Consider the following 17,602-nt stretch of genomic DNA (forward strand, 5'->3'; position numbering starts at 1 on the left):
AGCTCCTTACACTTTTTCGCCACGTGCGCGCAGGTCTGCGAGCACAGAGTCGATACCGTTTTTATCAATAATGCGCATACCTTTAGTAGAAATACGCAGCTTCACCCAACGCTTTTCTGATTCTACCCAGAAGCGGTGAGATTGTAGGTTCGGCAGGAAACGACGCTTGGTCGCATTGCGCGCGTGAGAACGGTTATTACCGGTAACCGGACGCTTTCCTGTAACTTGACATACTCGTGACATCGTTTTTTACTCCAAAAATTGCTTCAAGCTCGCCTGTCGCCCATCGCGGCCTTGCCTTGAATCCGAGGGCGCATTTTATACAGCAATCCGGCTCGGTAATCAAGTGATCGACGTATTTTTTTGATCTTTTGCTGATCATCTGGATGGTGGCGCTACTCTACTACAACAGCCCGCGTTCGGCAAATGAAACCGGCTTGCCGCTGCCGATCACAAAGTGATCCAGCAGCGCCACGTCGATCATGCCCAGGGCTTTTTTCAGCCGTTCGGTAACCCGTTGATCGGCCTGGCTGGGTTCTGCCACACCTGACGGGTGATTATGGGCCAGAATCACCGCCGCCGCATTGTGTTGCATCACCAGCTTTATGATTTCGCGCGGGTATACCGGCGCAGCGTTTATCGTACCGTGGAATAGCTCAACATATTTGAGCAGCCGGTGCTGACTATCGAGCAATAACACCACAAACACTTCACGCTGCTGATGGCGGAGCTGCGCGGTCAGGTAGTCGCCCACCATTGACGGTTGCGTGAATCCCGCGTCACGTTGCAATTGCCAGGCCAGATAACGGCGTGAGATCTCCATCACCACTTGCAACTGCATAACCCGTGCCGGTCCCATACCCAACTGCTGTAATAAATCACTGGCGGGCGCCGCAAGTAATCCGCCAATCCCATCATAACAAGCCAGCAGGTCGCGGGCGTAGGTCACCACATCCTTGCCGCGTATGCCGGTGCCGAGCAAGATGGCCAGCAACTCCGCGTCACTTAGCGCGGTCACCCCCATCTCAGCCAGTTTTTCCCGTGGCCGCTCGCAACTGGGCCATTGTTTCACTGTCGCCATGATTCCTCCCTGAACCCTGATAGTCCTATAAAGTTTGGCCGAAGCAGCTTAACATGCGCAGGAGCAAGTTGCCGGTCAGCGGCTGGCTCGCCGCCGTAAGACATCGATTAAATTCGCAAAAATATCCCGCCTCATGGTATCTTAGCCGGTAAAGATTACGTAAGGACTCACTATGACGGAAAGCCTTTCTACAGCGTTATCGGGACGCCATGTACTGGTTGCAGTAAGTGGTGGTATTGCTGCTTATAAAAGCCCTGACCTGGTGCGCCGCTTGCGCGAAGTGGGCGCTATTGTGCGGGTAGTGATGACTTCTGGTGCGCACGCGTTTATTACCCCATTAAGTTTACAGGCGGTATCCGGTCATCCCGTACATGATGATCTGCTTGATCCTGCGGCAGAAGCAGCGATGGGCCATATTGAGTTAGCCAAATGGGCTGATGTTATTCTGGTGGCTCCGGCCAGCGCCAATACGCTGGCCCGGCTCGCCCATGGCTTTGCTGATGACCTGCTCAGCACGCTGTGCCTTGCTACCACCGCACCTATTATGTTGGCGCCAGCAATGAACCAGCAAATGTGGTCGGCCTCGACGGTGCAGGACAATATGAATCGTCTTGCCGCACTTGGTTTTCATATTATTGAGCCCGATAGTGGCTCCCAGGCCTGTGGTGACGTGGGCGCCGGGCGCATGCCTGAACCGGTTGCGCTGCGCGACGCCGTGGTCGAGCTACTGGCCCCGCAGCAGGGTCCTTTTCGCGGCCAACATATTGTCATTACTGCCGGCCCTACCCGTGAGCCCATTGATCCGGTGCGCTACCTGAGTAATCACAGCTCGGGCAAAATGGGCTATGCGCTGGCCGCGCAAGCGCGGCGCCTGGGCGCGCGGGTGACTTTGGTCAGCGGCCCCACGCAACTCGCAGCCCCCGAGGGCGTGCAACGCGTCGATGTTGAAAGTGCAGAGGAAATGCTCGAGGCCGTGCAAGCAGCCGTTACCGACGCCGATGTCTTTATTGCTTGTGCTGCTGTTGCTGATTATCGTCTGGCGACAGTTGCCGAACAGAAAATTAAAAAATCAGCAGATCGCACGCAACTCGAACTGGTCCGTAACCCTGATATCCTCGCCACCGTCGCGACCAGCGACAATGCACCGTTATGCATTGGGTTCGCAGCCGAGACGCAAGAGGTTGCACACTATGCCGAAGACAAATTAAAGCGCAAAAAGTTAGCCATGATAGCGGCAAATGACGTCAGCGATAGCAGCATTGGCTTTAACAGTGACGCCAATGCCATGACCTTGTTCTGGCACGATGCGCAGGGGCAGTTGCAGCAAAAAGATCTGCCGCGTGCGGCCAAATCCCACATCGCCGAAGCCATTTTACGCCAGCTGGCACAATTACAGAGCCACACCAGGGCGAGCTAAGCCTGCTGTTGCGCCCTAATGAGAGAGTACGGAGATAACAACAACAATGACAACGCAAAAACCCAACCGCAAAGAACAGATTCTTGGCACCCTGGCGCACATGCTGGAAACCAGCCCGGGCCAGCGCATTACTACCAAGAATCTGGCGGCGGAATTAGGCGTATCAGAGGCGGCCTTATACCGTCACTTCCCTTCGAAGGCACGGATGTTTGAGGGCTTAATTGAGTTTACCGAAGAAGCGGTTCTGACCCGCATTAATCAGGTAATGGAAGTCGAGAAAGACACCCTGGTGCGCTGTGAAATGATGTTGCGCGTGGTGCTGACCTTTATTGAGCGTAACCCGGGCATTACCCGTATTCTGACCGGCGATGCATTAATGGGCGAACATGAGCGCCTGCGCTCACGGGTGCAGAACCTGTTCACCAAAATTGAATCGAACCTGAAACAGGCGCTACGTGAGCGTCGCTTGCGGGAAAATGTACAGAGTCGTTTAGATGAGGCGGTACTGGCGAATCTGCTGATGGCTTATGCTGACGGTAAAATCGCGCAGTTTGTGCGTTCTGAGTTCAAACAAACCCCGACCAGTGAATTCGATGCGCAATGGCAGACCATCGCGCACCAGTTACTCTGAGGTTTTTGCCCGGCTCAGCAGGTTCATCGCCGCCTGCTGAGGCGTGGTGTCACCGTACAGCACGTCATAAATCTGCTCGCAGATCGGCATCTCAACATCGTTGCGACGCGCCAGCATGACCACTTCTTTGGTATTGCGGTACCCTTCCACCGCCTGACCAATCTCTTGCATGGCCGCGTCAACACTTTTGCCTTTGCCAAGTGCCAGACCCAGACGTCGGTTACGCGACTGATTATCGGTACAGGTCAGAATAAGATCGCCTAATCCGGCCATACCGGTAAAGGTTTCTGGTTTCGCGCCCAGTTTCAGTCCCAGCCGGGTGAGTTCAGCAAGCCCACGGGTAATCAACGCCGTACGTGCATTCGCACCAAAGCCAATACCATCTGCCATACCGGCGCCGATGGCGATGACATTCTTCACCACACCACCTAGCTGCACACCAATAAAGTCGTCATTGGTATACACCCGGAAGCTGCGATCACAGTGCAAAAGGTCAGAGAGCTCATGCACAAAGTCAGGATCGGTCGATGACATAGAAATAGCCGTAGGAAGCCCTTTTGCCATTTCCATCGCGAAGGTGGGCCCTGAGAGCACCGCAAGGGCGTGATCCTGACCTAAAATCTCGCGCGCTACCTCAAACAGGAGTCGTCCACTACCTGGCTCAAGACCTTTGGTCGCCCAGGCCACACGCGCGTGCTCAGGCATTAAAGGCTTGATTTCGTTGAGTACTTCAGCAAAACCACTGCTCGGCACCACCACCACGATGTTTTGCGAATCGCGCACCGCATCGGCAAGGTCATCGGTTACGGTCAGTGAGTCAGGTAAAGAAATGCCAGGCAGGTAGCGTTTGTTCTCACGTTGCGAAGCCATTGCCTGCACCTGCAGGGAGTCACGGCCCCATAAGCAGACGGGCGTTCCTTTGCGCGCAAAACAAAGTGCCAGGGCAGTTCCATAGGAACCGGCACCTAGCACTGTTACTTTAGCTTGAGTCATTAGTGGTTTATCAACCAGCTAATTAAGCGTCAGCTTGCTCAGACGCCTGCTGTTGACGCTGTTGCAGGTGTTGTGCAAATACCGCGTCAAAGTTAACCGGAGCAAGGTTCAGTTGTGGGAACGTTGCACGGCTTACCAGGCTTGACAAGCACTCACGCGCATAAGGGAACAGGATGTTCGGGCAGAAAGCGCCTAACAGCTGTGCACGCTGTGCTTCTTCAATTGAATCAGCAATAGTGAAAATACCGGCCTGATGAACTTCAGCCAAGAACGCAACATCGTCACCCACTTTGTTGGTCGCAGTGATTTTCAGAACCACTTCATAAGTGTTGTCTTCGAGCTTGGTGTTCTTAACGTTCAGGTCAAGATTCAGCTCTGGCTTCCACTCTTTGCGGAAAATTTCTGGTGCATTTGGAGACTCAAAAGACACGTCTTTGGTGTAGATGCGCTGGATTGCGAATGCTTGTTGCTGTTGGTCTTGTGCGTCGCCTTGTGCGGCGCCATTTACTTGCTGTTCGTCAGCCATGGTCTTACTTCCTATTAACTATCTAATTGATTGAATTTTATTTTTTAACGAGCGGAAAACTGGCGCCTTGCCAGGCAGAGATTCCACCTTGTAATAAGGCAACGTTCTCGTAACCCGCTTTGGTAAGCTGCTGAGCAGCTGCTTTGGCGGTCATACCGGTTGCACATACCACAACGATGGGGACCGATTTGTATTTATCAAGTGCCGCGGTGTCATTTTTCCGGATCCGCTCAGCAGGAAGGTGAATCGCGCCATGGATGTGTCCTTTGCGAAATTCATCAACTGAGCGAATATCAACAAAGACACCGTCGTTACGGTTGACCAGTAAGGTCGCTTCTTGCGCTGTTAACGCTTTAACCTTTGAGGTTGCTGCTGAAAGATAAGAAACGATAATCGCGATCAGCAAAACCACCCATAAGATGCTCATCAAATAGTGGTCGGCGGCAAAAGCAAGAAGTTGCTCCATGGTTATTCACTGCTCCTACTGAAAAAATCAAGCACCAGAGTATACCGTCTGAAATGGCAGTTACCAGCAAAATTTGCCGGCATTTCGACCGACAGCGGGTGCGCTATGGCAGAAAATCGCATAAACTAATGACAGATCAAGCACAACCCAAACCTAACAAATTTGAGGATGTTCAATGGCTAAACCACATACTCTATTAGCCCTGTTAATTCTAGACGGTTGGGGCTACCGTGAAGCAGCGGACGACAATGCCATTGCTGCGGCGCATACACCGCACATGGACAAGCTTTGGGAAAAGTATCCGCATACACTCATTGACGGCTCCGGCGCAGCCGTTGGCCTGCCCGACGGACAAATGGGCAATTCCGAGGTCGGTCATGTCAACCTCGGGGCCGGCCGGGTGGTTTATCAGGAGTTCACCCGTATTAGCAAAGCCATTGCCGACCGCGAGTTTTTCAGCAACGAAGTGCTGGTTAACGCGGTCGACAACGCGCTGGCACATGACGGCGCGGTTCATATTATGGGCTTAGTTTCTCCCGGTGGCGTGCACAGCCACGAGGATCATCTGCTGGCCATGGTCGAATTGGCCGCGTTGCGTGGCGCCAAGCGCGTTTATGTACATGCCTTCCTGGACGGCCGCGACACGCCGCCGCGCTCGGCCAAGCCTTCGCTGGAGCGCTTTGAACAACAGTTCAGTAAATTAGGCGTGGGCCGCTTTGCAACGCTCTGTGGTCGTTACTACGCTATGGATCGTGACAAACGCTGGGATCGCATTGAAAAAGCCTGGCAACTCATTGTCGAAGGCAACGCAGAACATCATTACGACAGCGCGGCTATCGCACTTGCCGAAGCCTATGAGCGCGACGAAAGTGATGAGTTTGTCGAACCAACCCGCGTTGGCGACGCTGCGCCAGTCGCGGACGGTGATACCGTGGTATTTATGAACTTCCGTGCTGACCGTGCGCGACAGCTGAGTCACGCCTTTGTCACCGATGACTTTGACGGCTTTGACCGCAAGCGCCGCCCTGATTTGGCCGACTTTGTGTCACTGACCGAATACGCCAAAGATATCGATTGTAAAGTAGCTTTCCCGCCACAGGAACTTACCAATGTGCTGGGGGAGTACCTTGCGAACAAAGGCTATTCGCAACTACGTATTTCTGAAACCGAAAAATACGCCCATGTCACCTTCTTCTTTAGCGGTGGACGTGAGCAGGAGTTTGACAACGAAACCCGTATTCTGGTGCCCTCACCCGACGTCGCAACTTACGATCAGCAGCCGGAAATGAGCAGTGAAGAGCTGACCGACAAGCTGGTCAAAGCCATCGAAAGCGGTGAGCAAGATGTCATTATCTGCAACTATCCGAACGGTGATATGGTTGGCCATACTGGTGACTTTGATGCTGCTGTTAAAGCTATCGAAGCGGTGGACCGCTCCATTGGCCGCGTCGTTGAGGCACTGGAAAAAGTAGGCGGCGAATGTCTTATTACCGCTGATCATGGCAACGCCGAACAGATGCAGGATCATAGCACTGGGCAGTCGCATACCGCGCATACCAGCGAACTGGTTCCCTTTATTTACGTCGGTCGCGACGCTGAACCGCGTGACGGGGGGCAATTATCCGATGTAGCACCCACTATGCTGCACCTGCTCGGACTGGAGATTCCTGCCGAAATGACAGGTACCCCTATTGTTCGACTGAAATGACCGTAGTTGCCTTGCGTAGCCTGATACTGCTTGCACTGTTGCTTCCCGCGACAGCAGGCTACGCTGGGCCAGCGTTAAACATTGCGACACAGGCCAGCGAAGAAAGCGCCGCACAAACGCAGGCCCGCATTGATGCTATTGCCCGCGAGCTCGAACGCCGTCAGACTGCGATGCAGCAGCGCGCACGTGAGCTCAGCGCTACCGAGCTCAAGTTACAGCAACTTGATCAACGCATTGCCGATGTTGCCAGTCAGCTGTCGCAGCTCGAACAGTCGCTGGCGGCAACGCTCGCGCGCATTGCCACTCTTGAGCAACAACAACGTCAGTTGCGCGCCGAACAGCAACAGCAGCAAAAGTGGCTGGCGCGGCAAATTGACATGGCCTATCGCATTGGCGAGCACGATCTGCTCAAACTCATTCTCAATCAGCAGGACCCGGCAGCTTTTGAGCGCCTGCACGGCTACTACGGTTATTTCAATCGCGCCCGGTTGCAGAAACTTGCTGAGCTTAAGGCCACCGCAACAGAGCTTGAACAGGTAACTGCTGAGGTTGCGGCAGAGCAGCAAGCCCTGGCCAGCCAAAAGCGTGCGCAAGAGGCGCAGCGGCAGCAGTTACAACAACAAAAGGCCGAGCAACAACAGCTGGTCCGCCAACTGCACCAACAGCAACAACAAGACGAGTCCCGCATCGCTCAGCTCGAGCAGGATCAACGTGAGCTTGAAGAAGTACTCGCCGCCATTATTGCGGCCTTGCGCGACGAGCCACAACTTGAGGGCTTGAGCAAGCTCAAAGGTAAGCTAAGCTGGCCCGCACAAGGCAGAGTCCAGCGCCTGTTCGGCCGTGCGCGCAGTGGTGGCGTAAAGTGGAAAGGCGTGGTGATTGATGCTGCCGAAGGTACGCCGGTGAAAGCTCTTGCCGACGGTCGCGTCATTTACGCCAATTGGATGCGTGGTTTTGGCCTGCTGCTGGTACTTGATCATGGCGATGGTTATATGAGCTTATACGGTCACAATCAAACCATCCTGCCGAATGTCGGTGAGGTGGTGCGCCGGGGTGAGGACATCGCCCGGGTGGGGCAAAGTGGCGGCCGTGAAACGCCTGCGCTTTACTTCGAAATCCGGGTGAAGGGCGACCCGGTCAATCCGACCCGGTGGGTGCGCTAAATGATGCGCTTCGGTGTTTTGCTAAGCGGGCTACTGCTCACTGTTCAGGCGTGGGCCGCCAGCGATCAAGGCAGCGGTAATATGCCACCGGCTGAAGCCATTAAGCCATTGCCCCGCATTGCCATTGTGATTGACGACCTCGGCCATAATAGTGGCCATACCGCTTTTACTGAGCTTAGCTTTCCCGTGACACTTGCCATTCTGCCTTTTACCCCCAGCGGGGAACGCCTGGCCCAGCAGGCATACGCCGCCGGTCATGAAGTCATGATCCATATGCCCATGCAGCCGGAAGGCATGACCGAGCAAACACAGGAAGTGCTCGATCGCTTTGACAGTAAAGCTCAGTTCATTGCTACCCTGGGGGCTGCATTCTCGCGCCTGCCGCAGGCGCGCGGACTGAACAATCATCAAGGCAGCTTATTAACCGCCCAGCCACAGCAAATGGATTGGCTGATGCAGGAGCTCAAAAAGCGCAGTCTGTATTTTCTCGACAGCCGAACGACCACAGCGACGGTAGCGGAAGCCGCCGCCCGTACCGCGGGCATTCCCAGTAACCGGCGCCACGTGTTTATTGATAATGCCCCCTCCCTGGAGGCGATCCGCGCACAATGGCAACGCGCGCGTTTGATCGCCGAAAATCAAGGCTATGCCATTGTTATTGGGCATCCTCACACGAGTACCCTGACATTTTTGCAACAGCTCGCCAGCATGCCGAATGAAGACATTGAGCTGGTTTATTTCTCTGAGTTACTTTGCGAAGGGAAAGAAAAAATGGGCAGCACCACTATGATCGGTGACTACTGCTGGTGAATCAGGTCGTTTCCTGTTCCAGACGTGTTAATAAAATCAGCGCTTCATCGCGACTTGTACCGCACACCGATGGCTCGGCGGCAAAAGCAGCGCAAACCTGCGGGCGTTCGGGGTGTTCGAAAATGCCGCAGAGATTCTTTTCAGTCAGGTGAATACAACGAATGCCAGCGGGTTTCCCGGCTGGCATTCCTGGTATGGGGGAGCTGATGGACGGTGCGATACAACAAGCACCGCAACCGACACGACATTGCATGACTTACGCCATTGCCATGCGCAGCTTTTTCATCGCATTCGCTTCTAACTGGCGCACACGCTCTGCAGACACCTGATACTTATCAGCAAGTTCCTGCAACGTCGACTTATTATCTTCATCTAACCAGCGCGCACGAACGATGTCCTGGCTACGCTCATCGAGGGTTTTAATGGCTGAGAACAAACGCTGCTGGGTATGTGCCTGCCACTCTTCCTGCTCGACTTCTTCCGCAAGATCAGAGCGCTTATCTTCCAGATACTGCGCCGGTGAATACGTGCTATTTTCACGTGCGTCATCGTCATCAGAGCTAAGCTCAAAAGCTTGGTCATGGGCACTCATACGCGCTTCCATTTCCATCACTTCGTCGGTGCTGACGCCAAGTGTCTCGGCCACGGTATTCACTTCTTCCTGAGTGAACCAACCCAGACGCTTTTTCATTTTGCGCAGATTGAAGAACAGTTTACGTTGCGCCTTGGTGGTCGCAATCTTCACTAAGCGCCAGTTCTTGAGCACATACTCATGAATTTCGGCTTTAATCCAATGCACCGCAAAAGACACCAGACGCACGCCCACCGAAGGGTCGAAGCGACGGACAGCTTTCATCAAGCCAATATTGCCTTCCTGAATCAGGTCAGCCTGCGGCAAGCCATAACCTGAATAACTGCGCGCCACATGCACAACAAAACGCAGGTGCGACATAATCAGCTCGCGCGCAGCTTCTAAATCGTTTTCTTCAGTTAACCGAACTGCCAGCTCATGCTCTTTCTCAGCAGTAAGCATTGGAATGCGGTTGACCGACTGAATATAGGCCTCAAGACTGCCACCGCTCTGCGGTACTGCTAACGCCATGTTTGTAAGTTCAGTGCTCATGCAACAACATCCTCTCTTGCTGGTGACAGTCTTTTTCAACGTGGTTTTTTTCTGTCACACACTCAGACTGTTTCAAGCCTGATAAGTTCCCTCATTCTAGCAAATCTGACGCTGCTGACAATGGGATCGAATGATCTTCCTATAAGGTACATGGGGCTGTTTTAATGGGGTTCAATAGCACTGACATGTTTTCTTACAGCTATATACGAACCGACCAATCCCAGACCTATCGCCAGGCCCCAGACGACGCCCATTTCAGCTAAATTCAGTCCGCTTAAACGAAATTGACTGGCATAAAGATCAGCAATGTCTGCCACCGCATCGCTTAACCACCATAGTAACAGTGCCGTCGCCAACCAGGTAATGATACCGCCAACCAGACCGTACCATAAGCCGGTGTAGAGAAACGGCCGCTGAATATAGGCGTCGGTCGCGCCAACCAGCTTCATCACCATAATCTCATCGCGTTTACTGCTGATATTCAGGCGGATGGTGTTACCGACAATCAAAACGACAGCAATACACAGTAACAGTGCCAGCCCCAGGAAGCCGTCCCGGATCAGCTGCACAATCGCCTGAAAACGTTGTAACCAGCCAAGATCCAGCCGTGCCTCATCAACCTCCCGTTCCTGCGCCAACTGCTGCTGCAGTTGTTCGGCCGCGGCCGGGCCACGGTGTCCTGCGGCGGGGGTTACCAGCAACACATCGGGCAGCGGATTTTCGGCCAGCGTATCTAGAGCTTCGCCGAAACCAGAACGTTCACGAAATTCAGCCAGCCCCGCTTCTTTATCGATAAGCTCGACTTGCGCAACGGCTTCAGACAGCTGCAGCCGGCGACTGAAGGTAGCAACCTCTTGCTCGCTCAGCCCCTGCTTAAGAAACAGAGTGATTTCCGACGCCTGTTGAAAGTTGGCGCCGACGGCATCGGTGTTTTTGACAATCACATAGAGGGTTGCCGGCAAGGTCAGGCTCAGGCCCAGAACCGCCATGGTCATCAGTGACGCAAACGGATAGCGCGCCAGCTCACCAAGACTGCCGATACATTGCTGCGCATGGTGCAGCCAGAAAGTAACGAAACGGCGCCAGGCGGAAATTCTGACCTGCTTGGCGCCCTGCTGGCGGCCACGGAATAACACACTCATGCTGTGACCTCCGCCAGACCGTCATCAATCATACGGCCGTCTTTTAACGTCAGGGTGCGGTAGCGCATGCGTGCAATCAGGCTTAAGTCGTGGGTTGCAATCAGCACCGAAACACCGACCCGGTTGAAGTCTTCAAACAGCTTGATAATTTCGGCAGAGAGTTTGGGATCAAGATTCCCGGTCGGTTCATCGGCCAGCAGTAACGGCGGCTTGTTGACCACGGCGCGGGCAATACCCACGCGTTGCTGCTCGCCCCCCGAGAGCATCATCGGATAGTGCCTTACTTTGTCCAGCAAACCGACTTTTTCCAGCGCGGCATGCACCCGTTTGCGGGCCTCCCCCAGACTGTAGCCTTCAATTAACAGGGGCAAGGCGACATTGTCAAAAACGGTGCGGTCCATCAGCAGCCGGTGATCCTGAAAAATCATGCCGATGTCACGCCGCGCATAGGCAATCTGTTTACGTTTAATACGCTTCAGGTCATGACCGTTAATCAGCACGCGTCCCGCGGTCGGACGTTCCATTAAACTAATGAGCTTAAGTACAGTACTTTTACCGGCGCCGGAATGGCCGGTTAGAAAGGCCATTTCGCCCGGCTCAATGGCAAAGCTGACATTCTTTAAAGCCTGAAAGCCGCCCGGATAGGCTTTACTGACCTGCTCAAATTTAATCATTCCGCTTGCGGCTCCTCAATGGCCTTCTGAAATAATGCCTGGACAAAAGGCTCGGCGGCAAATGGCCGCAAATCGTCAATGCCCTCGCCGACGCCAATGTAGCGAATAGGCAGCTTAAACTGATCAGCAATGGCGAAAATGACGCCGCCTTTGGCGGTGCCGTCCAATTTAGTCAGGGTAATACCGCTCACTCCGACCGCTTCGGTGAACAGCTTGGCCTGGCTAATCGCATTTTGCCCAGTTCCGGCATCCAGGGTCAACATCACTTCGTGAGGTGCGCTCTCATCAAGCTTTTTCATTACCCGCACCACTTTCTTCAGCTCATCCATCAAGTGCGCTTTGTTCTGTAATCGTCCGGCGGTGTCGGCAATCAGTACGTCAACATTACGGGCTTTTGCTGCAGCCACGGCGTCATAGATAACCGACGCACTGTCGGCACCGGTATGCTGGGCAATGACCGGAATCTCGTTGCGCTCGCCCCAGACCTGTAACTGCTCGACCGCGGCAGCGCGGAAGGTATCACCCGCCGCCAGCATCACTGACTTGCCCTGACGCTTAAATTGTTGTGCCAGCTTACCGATGGTGGTGGTTTTACCGACACCATTCACGCCAACCATCAGAATAACGAACGGCCCTTCCTGCTGTTGCGGAAGTTCAAGCGGCTGCTCAACCTCCTGCAGAATTTCAACCATATTGTCCTGTAACAGCTGATACAGTTTTTCCGCATCTTTTAATTGCCGGCGGTCCGCCTGCTCGGTGAGTCGCTCAACAATGCGCATGGTCGTGGGCACGCCGATATCAGCAGTGAGCAACTGTGTTTCGAGTTCTTCGAACAGATCATCGTCAATTTTCTTGTCTTTGAATACGCCCCACAGGCCGTCACCGATGGCAGTGGAGGTCTTTTTCAGGCCACGGGTCAAACGTTGCCACAGTCCCGGTTTTGCCTGCTCTTGCGGAGCTTTTGCAACTTGCGGAGCTGGTTCTGGCTCCGGTTCTGGCTCCGGCTCGGCGGGGGTCTGCTGGGCCTGGCTTTCGGCGGTCACCTGCGCACAAATTTCCGCGGCATCAGGCGCAACAACTTCAGCGACAGATGGGCGCTCTTCTTGAGCTTCTTCTTGAACGTCTTCTTGTTGCTCTTGTTGTTGCTCTTCTTGTTGCTCTTGTTGTTCACTATCCTGCTGTTGCTCTTCCTTTGCTTCGTCTTTTTTAAAGAGCCGCGAAAAAAATGATCCTTTAGCCATGCCTTGTTTACCTTTGGAAGTTCACTGCGAGTCAGTTTACAATGGCGCCAGTTTAACACGTACGCTGGCCGACGGCACCTGCGCTTGCCGCTCGCGACAGTCTGAATTGAGGGCTACTTTAGCATGCGACGGCAGGCACACAAGCAGAAAAAAGTACCACGCCAGGGCACGAGCCAGTTACGCATTATTGGTGGCACCCTGCGCGGCCGCAAACTGGCCATTGCCGATTTGCCAGGCTTGCGCCCCACTACGGATCGGGTGCGGGAGACCTTATTCAACTGGCTGCAATTTGACATTGCCGGCCAGCGTTGTCTGGACCTGTTTGCCGGTACCGGCGCGTTGGGCTTTGAGGCACTGTCACGAGGCGCTGCTGAAGTTATAATGCTGGAGCAACAGCAAGCAGCAGTGAATATGCTGCGCCAACATGCCCAGCAGCTGAACCCGCAATGCCAGGGCACGCTGGAAGTGGTGCCCGCAGATGCACTGCGTTACTTACAGAGCCCTGCAGCAAAACCATTTGATATTGTCTTCGTTGACCCGCCCTTTCGCAGTGACCTGGCCACCCGCAGTTGCCAGTTACTCAATGACAAAGGCTATCTCGCCGCTGGGGGCTGGGTCTATCTTGAAACAGAAAAAGAGTGGCCCCTTACAGTGCCCGAAAACTGGTCGTTGGCGCGAGAAAAAATAGCCGGCCAGGTTTGTTATCGACTCTTTCAGGTGAGCGAGGCTCACCCGCAATCACATGAGGCTTCATCATGAGTGCATTAGTTTGGGTAGGGCGCTTCGTCTTTGCCATTATCTGGGGTGCCATGCTGGCCAACCTGGTCTGGCCGTTTCCGGGTAAAGGCTTTGCCTTGTTCTTGATTTTATTATTTATTCTGATTGCGCTGCACTTATTGCAGCTGATGATGTTCGCCACTGTCTACCGTGAGCATATTCAGTGGCGACGAGGCGATTACTGGCAAATTCTGTTGTTTGGGGTCATCGGCTGGCTGGCGATTGTGCAAGCGCAGCCACAGCGCAAAGCACAGTCTTAGCTTTCGCTGTCACGCTCCATACCAATATTGGTAATACCTTCGGTCACGACCATTTCCTGCAACTGCCGGACCATCGCCTGATTCGGCGTTGCCTGCGTTGCCTGCATGGCTTCCAGAAAGTCAATCAACGCTTGTTGCACTTCAATTTCATAAACCGCCAGCTCATGCTCCCGCAGCAATTGGCGCCGCGCTTCCGCGTCCATTTCAGCGCCTTCAGTCAACTCCAGGAACTTGGCAACGCCCGCCTGTGACACCTTTGCCACACTCACCAGATCGGCGCTGTTAGTATCAATAAAGCCCTGCAACATAATACTGATAGCGGTGCAGGCATCCATTGCCGGGTACACCCCAAGCATATCGTGTCCATGCTCGCTGGGGGTCACATCGTCGACTTTCTCTTGCCAGCGGGCAAAGTTCACTTTCACCTTTTTGCCCTGCCAGGCCCAGTCCCAACAAGCGTTTAAGGCTCCGCGCAGCGGTTGCGGGTCACCAAAACCTGTCACCTGGTGGAATAATTCATAATTGGGATACATGCGCTCGCTCAAGTACAAAGCGGCCAGAACCTGATAACCAAACTCCAGATCGCGTAGTCGTTGAAAGGTGTTCAGTGCCAAATTTCTTATCCTTTTGTTATGCCCTAGCTAAGGCCACACAGTATAGCAACTGGCGGGGATTGTATCGTGCTATTTTCGCCAGTACACTCGCTCAGTATCATTGTTCTTGTTTTTACTGATGAGTAAATTATCCATGTCTGACGTTGTTGCTGATTTTGGTGCCGTTACTGCCGCCGCTGATCGTATCGCTGCTCGCGCCCTGCGCACGCCGGTCAAACAAAGCGAACGCCTGAATCAGGCATTGGGTTGCCAGGTCTATTTAAAATGCGAGAACCTGCAACGCAGCGGTTCGTTTAAGTTTCGCGGGGCCTGCAATGCGCTGTTACAGCTTTCACCTGAGCAACGCGCTCAGGGCGTAGTGACAGTATCATCGGGTAACCATGGCGCTGCGCTGGCCGCCGCCGGACAATTACTCGGCGTGCAGGTCACGGTCGGCGTCGCGAACAATGCGTCACCAGTAAAACGCAGCAATATGCTCAAACATGGCGCCAGAATCATACCCATCGAGCCGGGCATGGCAGCACGCGAAGCCTTTCTTGCGGGGCAACAGGCGCAGAACGCCATTATCATCCCGCCTTATGATCACCCCGATATTATTGCCGGTCAGGGCTCGGCGGCACTGCAGTTGCTCGAGGAATATCCTCAATTATGGGGGGTGGTAACGCCGCTGGGGGGCGGTGGTTTATTAAGTGGCAGCGCGCTGGTGGCCGAACATTACGGCGCGTTCTGTTACGGCATAGAGCCCGAACTTGCCAGCGACGGCAAACAGTCCCTGATCAAGGGTGAAATACAACCTGCGATGCCACCCACCAGCATTTGCGATGGCCTGCTCACCAGTCTGGGCAAGCATACCTTCGCCATTATCAAAGAAAAGGTAAGTGATATTTTAGTGGTGAGCGATGCGCAGGTAACAGCGGCGCAGGAACTGGTCGAAGCGACCACGGGCATGTGGATTGAACCGAGTTCCGCTACCGTCATTGCCGCCTTACAACGCTACCCGGAGCTGTTCTGCGACAAATCCGTCGGCGTCATCCTCTCCGGCGGCAACGCAGCTCTTCGCTAACTAGCGAAGAGCTGATTCAAGTCGGCAAAAGCTTTGAATTCCAACGCATTACCGCTGAAATCATAGAAAAACATCGTCGCCTGCTCACCTGGCTTGCCTGCAAACCGAATGTGCGGCTCAATGACAAACTCAATACCCGCCGCAGCGACACGATCAGCCAGTGCGCGCCAGTCTTCCATGGTGAGTACCACACCAAAATGCGGTACCGGCACGGCATGACCGTCAACAGGGTTATGGTGGGCGACCCCGGTCTGTTCCGGAGCAAGATGGGTCACTAACTGATGGCCATAAAAATTCCAGTCGACCCACTCCTCAGCAGAGCGTCCTTCACTGCAGCCCAAAATGCTGCCGTAAAACTCGCGGGCACGTGAAATGTTGTCGACAGGAATTGCCAGATGAAAAGGTCGTACTGCTGAATTGCCTGAACTCATGGTGGTCTATCTCTAGTGTTTGAGTGTCATCACGGCTGCCGGGCGACGCCACATACGCACGCCCACGGCAACCAATAGCAACATCCAATTGACGGGTGGAATCATTCCACACATTAGTACGGCAAGCATACTCCACAATGGCTGACGGTGGTGTTGCCCCACCAGCACATAAAACAACAATGCCGCCACTAAACCTTGTAATAAAAGAAGGCTAAGAGGCATAGGATAACCCTTGTTTAGTTCTCTGTTTTAATTGTCGGATTAGCCTACCGTAACTTCATGCAATTGTAAAAAAATGTAAATGACCCTTGAAGATCAAGCGTTTAACGCCTGATCCAGATCAGCGATCAAGTCATCCACATCTTCAATACCGACCGAAATACGGACGAAATTATCTAAGATGCCTAACTTTTCGCGGTTCTCTTTTGGAATCGAAGCATGGGTCATAATGGCTGGATGCTCGATCAAGCTTTCCACCCCACCGAGGCTCTCGGCCAGGGCAAAAATCTCAACGCTTTCCAGGAAGCGACGCGCTTTTTCGATGTCGCCTTTCAGCAAAATCGAAATCATGCCACCAAAGCCTGACATCTGGCGTTTTGCCAGCTCGTGCTGAGAATGGCTGCTGAGCCCAGGGAAAATGACTTTTTCAACTTGGGGATGCTGTTCCAGCCACTTGGCAATGGTCATTGCTGCTTCATTATGTGCTTTCATACGCAGCGCCAGTGTTTTCAAGCCGCGCAGCGCAAGGTAGCTGTCAAATGGCCCGGCGACAGCACCGACTGAGTTCTGCAAAAAGGCCATTTGCTCGGCCAGTTCCTCATTATCACCCACCACAGCAACGCCGCCGACCATATCGGAGTGACCGTTCAGGTACTTGGTGGCCGAGTGCATGACAATGTCGGCACCCATTTCCAGCGGACGCTGGTTATAAGGCGTGGCAAAAGTGTTATCCACCACAACGATAATATTGCGATCTTTGGCGAGCTTCACAATCGCCTCAATATCCACCAGCTTGAGCATCGGGTTACTTGGCGTTTCAACCCAGATCATGCGGGTTTTGTCGGTAATGGCGTCGGCCACCGCGTCAATATCGCTTAAATCAACGTAGGAAAACTCAAGTCCGGCAGAGCGACCGCGTACTTTATCAAACAAGCGGAAGGTACCGCCGTACAGATCGTCCATTGCTACAACATGGTCACCACTGTCTAACAGCTCCATAATGGTCGACGTAGCGGCCATTCCCGAGCCAAAGGCAAAACCACGGCTACCGCCTTCAAGGCTGGCGATACCCCGCTCCCAGGCAAATCGCGTTGGGTTGTGCGAGCGCGAGTATTCAAAGCCTTTGTGGACACCCGGGCTTTCCTGAATATAGGTCGAGCTGGTGAAAATAGGTGGCATCACCGCACCGGTTGCCGGCTCGGGTGACTGCCCGCCATGAATCGTTTTGGTTGCGAATTTCATTTTCTTAGCGTCTGCCATGAC

The 17,602-nt window shown here is 53.8% G+C and carries 22 protein-coding genes; 8 read left to right on the forward strand and 14 right to left on the reverse strand.

Going from position 1 to position 17,602, the window contains the following annotated elements; genetic code table 11:
* Positions 1-6: 6 nt before the first annotated feature.
* Together rpmB and radC are read right to left on the reverse strand one after the other, a co-directional pair.
* Positions 7-243, reverse strand: coding sequence for a 50S ribosomal protein L28 (gene rpmB / locus CWI71_RS02030; RefSeq protein WP_026861340.1), 237 nt, complete (start codon positions 241-243; stop codon positions 7-9).
* Positions 244-403: 160 nt separating this feature from the next.
* Entirely contained in the window at positions 404-1,081 is a 678-nt protein-coding gene (gene radC / locus CWI71_RS02035) for a RadC family protein (protein WP_126753596.1), read from the reverse strand.
* Positions 1,082-1,253: 172 nt separating this feature from the next.
* On the opposite strand from radC, the gene coaBC reads away from it, so the two are divergent.
* Both coaBC and slmA read left to right on the forward strand, forming a co-directional pair.
* A complete protein-coding gene (coaBC, locus tag CWI71_RS02040) occupies positions 1,254-2,498 on the forward strand; it encodes a bifunctional phosphopantothenoylcysteine decarboxylase/phosphopantothenate--cysteine ligase CoaBC (RefSeq protein WP_126753597.1) in 1,245 nt (414 codons plus the stop codon).
* Positions 2,499-2,544: 46 nt separating this feature from the next.
* A complete protein-coding gene (gene slmA, locus CWI71_RS02045) occupies positions 2,545-3,129 on the forward strand; it encodes a nucleoid occlusion factor SlmA (protein ID WP_126753598.1) in 585 nt (194 codons plus the stop codon).
* On the opposite strand, the gene gpsA is transcribed toward slmA, so the two are convergent.
* The 3 genes from gpsA to CWI71_RS02060 are packed head-to-tail and all read right to left on the reverse strand — an operon-like array spanning position 3,121 to position 5,114.
* Positions 3,121-4,122: an NAD(P)H-dependent glycerol-3-phosphate dehydrogenase gene (gpsA, locus tag CWI71_RS02050; RefSeq protein ID WP_126753599.1), complete on the reverse strand. Its 1,002-nt coding sequence runs from the start codon at positions 4,120-4,122 to the stop codon at positions 3,121-3,123. The two genes, slmA and gpsA, sit on opposite strands and share 9 nt — an antisense overlap.
* A 22-nt stretch (positions 4,123-4,144) precedes the next feature.
* Positions 4,145-4,648 (reverse strand): protein-export chaperone SecB, encoded by a 504-nt coding sequence (secB, locus tag CWI71_RS02055; RefSeq protein ID WP_126753600.1) that lies wholly within the window; start codon positions 4,646-4,648, stop codon positions 4,145-4,147.
* A gap of 37 nt (positions 4,649-4,685) precedes the next feature.
* Positions 4,686-5,114: a rhodanese-like domain-containing protein gene (locus CWI71_RS02060; RefSeq protein ID WP_126753601.1), complete on the reverse strand. Its 429-nt coding sequence runs from the start codon at positions 5,112-5,114 to the stop codon at positions 4,686-4,688.
* A 175-nt stretch (positions 5,115-5,289) separates the two neighbouring features.
* Between CWI71_RS02060 and gpmI the strand changes: the two genes are divergently transcribed.
* Genes gpmI through CWI71_RS02075 form a run of 3 tightly spaced genes read left to right on the forward strand, consistent with a single transcriptional unit; the run spans position 5,290 to position 8,795 of the window.
* A complete protein-coding gene (gene gpmI / locus CWI71_RS02065; protein WP_126753602.1) occupies positions 5,290-6,822 on the forward strand; it encodes a 2,3-bisphosphoglycerate-independent phosphoglycerate mutase in 1,533 nt (510 codons plus the stop codon).
* The gene (locus tag CWI71_RS02070) at positions 6,819-7,985 is read left to right on the forward strand and encodes a murein hydrolase activator EnvC family protein (RefSeq protein ID WP_126753603.1); all 1,167 of its coding nucleotides are present in this window, start codon (positions 6,819-6,821) and stop codon (positions 7,983-7,985) included. Before gpmI ends, CWI71_RS02070 begins: the two co-directional genes overlap by 4 nt.
* Positions 7,986-8,795: a divergent polysaccharide deacetylase family protein gene (locus CWI71_RS02075; protein WP_126753604.1), complete on the forward strand. Its 810-nt coding sequence runs from the start codon at positions 7,986-7,988 to the stop codon at positions 8,793-8,795.
* A 1-nt stretch (position 8,796) separates the two neighbouring features.
* Here CWI71_RS02075 and CWI71_RS02080 read toward each other — a convergent pair whose 3' ends face one another.
* From CWI71_RS02080 to ftsY, 5 genes are all read right to left on the reverse strand, one after another.
* On the reverse strand, positions 8,797-9,048 hold the full coding sequence (locus tag CWI71_RS02080) for a YkgJ family cysteine cluster protein (RefSeq protein WP_126753605.1): 252 nt from the start codon (positions 9,046-9,048) through the stop codon (positions 8,797-8,799).
* Between the two features lie 3 nt (positions 9,049-9,051).
* Positions 9,052-9,918: an RNA polymerase sigma factor RpoH gene (gene rpoH / locus CWI71_RS02085; protein WP_126753606.1), complete on the reverse strand. Its 867-nt coding sequence runs from the start codon at positions 9,916-9,918 to the stop codon at positions 9,052-9,054.
* Between the two features lie 161 nt (positions 9,919-10,079).
* On the reverse strand, positions 10,080-11,060 hold the full coding sequence (ftsX, locus tag CWI71_RS02090; protein WP_126753607.1) for a permease-like cell division protein FtsX: 981 nt from the start codon (positions 11,058-11,060) through the stop codon (positions 10,080-10,082).
* Complete coding sequence (ftsE, locus tag CWI71_RS02095) at positions 11,057-11,734, reverse strand: cell division ATP-binding protein FtsE (RefSeq protein ID WP_126753608.1); 678 nt, start codon at positions 11,732-11,734, stop codon at positions 11,057-11,059. Before ftsE ends, ftsX begins: the two co-directional genes overlap by 4 nt.
* Positions 11,731-12,975: a signal recognition particle-docking protein FtsY gene (gene ftsY, locus CWI71_RS02100; RefSeq protein WP_126753609.1), complete on the reverse strand. Its 1,245-nt coding sequence runs from the start codon at positions 12,973-12,975 to the stop codon at positions 11,731-11,733. The genes ftsE and ftsY overlap by 4 nt, the downstream gene beginning before the upstream one ends.
* A 123-nt stretch (positions 12,976-13,098) precedes the next feature.
* Here ftsY and rsmD point away from each other — a divergent pair, with 123 nt between their 5' ends.
* Complete coding sequence (rsmD, locus tag CWI71_RS02105) at positions 13,099-13,734, forward strand: 16S rRNA (guanine(966)-N(2))-methyltransferase RsmD (protein ID WP_126753610.1); 636 nt, start codon at positions 13,099-13,101, stop codon at positions 13,732-13,734.
* A complete protein-coding gene (locus tag CWI71_RS02110; RefSeq protein WP_126753611.1) occupies positions 13,731-14,012 on the forward strand; it encodes a DUF1145 domain-containing protein in 282 nt (93 codons plus the stop codon). Before rsmD ends, CWI71_RS02110 begins: the two co-directional genes overlap by 4 nt.
* Here the strand turns inward: CWI71_RS02110 and CWI71_RS02115 are convergent.
* Positions 14,009-14,626, reverse strand: a complete 618-nt coding sequence (locus CWI71_RS02115; RefSeq protein ID WP_126753612.1) for a YjaG family protein — start codon at positions 14,624-14,626, stop codon at positions 14,009-14,011. The two genes, CWI71_RS02110 and CWI71_RS02115, sit on opposite strands and share 4 nt — an antisense overlap.
* A gap of 133 nt (positions 14,627-14,759) precedes the next feature.
* On the opposite strand from CWI71_RS02115, the gene CWI71_RS02120 reads away from it, so the two are divergent.
* Positions 14,760-15,689, forward strand: coding sequence for a pyridoxal-phosphate dependent enzyme (locus tag CWI71_RS02120; RefSeq protein WP_241967578.1), 930 nt, complete (start codon positions 14,760-14,762; stop codon positions 15,687-15,689).
* Here the strand turns inward: CWI71_RS02120 and CWI71_RS02125 are convergent.
* From CWI71_RS02125 to CWI71_RS02135, 3 genes are all read right to left on the reverse strand, one after another.
* Positions 15,686-16,120, reverse strand: a complete 435-nt coding sequence (locus CWI71_RS02125; protein ID WP_126753614.1) for a VOC family protein — start codon at positions 16,118-16,120, stop codon at positions 15,686-15,688. The genes CWI71_RS02120 and CWI71_RS02125 overlap by 4 nt on opposite strands.
* A 12-nt stretch (positions 16,121-16,132) precedes the next feature.
* Positions 16,133-16,342: a hypothetical protein gene (locus CWI71_RS02130; protein ID WP_126753615.1), complete on the reverse strand. Its 210-nt coding sequence runs from the start codon at positions 16,340-16,342 to the stop codon at positions 16,133-16,135.
* A 93-nt stretch (positions 16,343-16,435) separates the two neighbouring features.
* Entirely contained in the window at positions 16,436-17,599 is a 1,164-nt protein-coding gene (locus CWI71_RS02135; RefSeq protein ID WP_126753616.1) for a cystathionine gamma-synthase, read from the reverse strand.
* Positions 17,600-17,602 lie beyond the last annotated feature (3 nt).

The sequence above is a fragment of the Pseudidiomarina insulisalsae genome (genome assembly GCF_003987065.1).
GTDB lineage: Bacteria > Pseudomonadota > Gammaproteobacteria > Enterobacterales > Alteromonadaceae > Pseudidiomarina > Pseudidiomarina insulisalsae.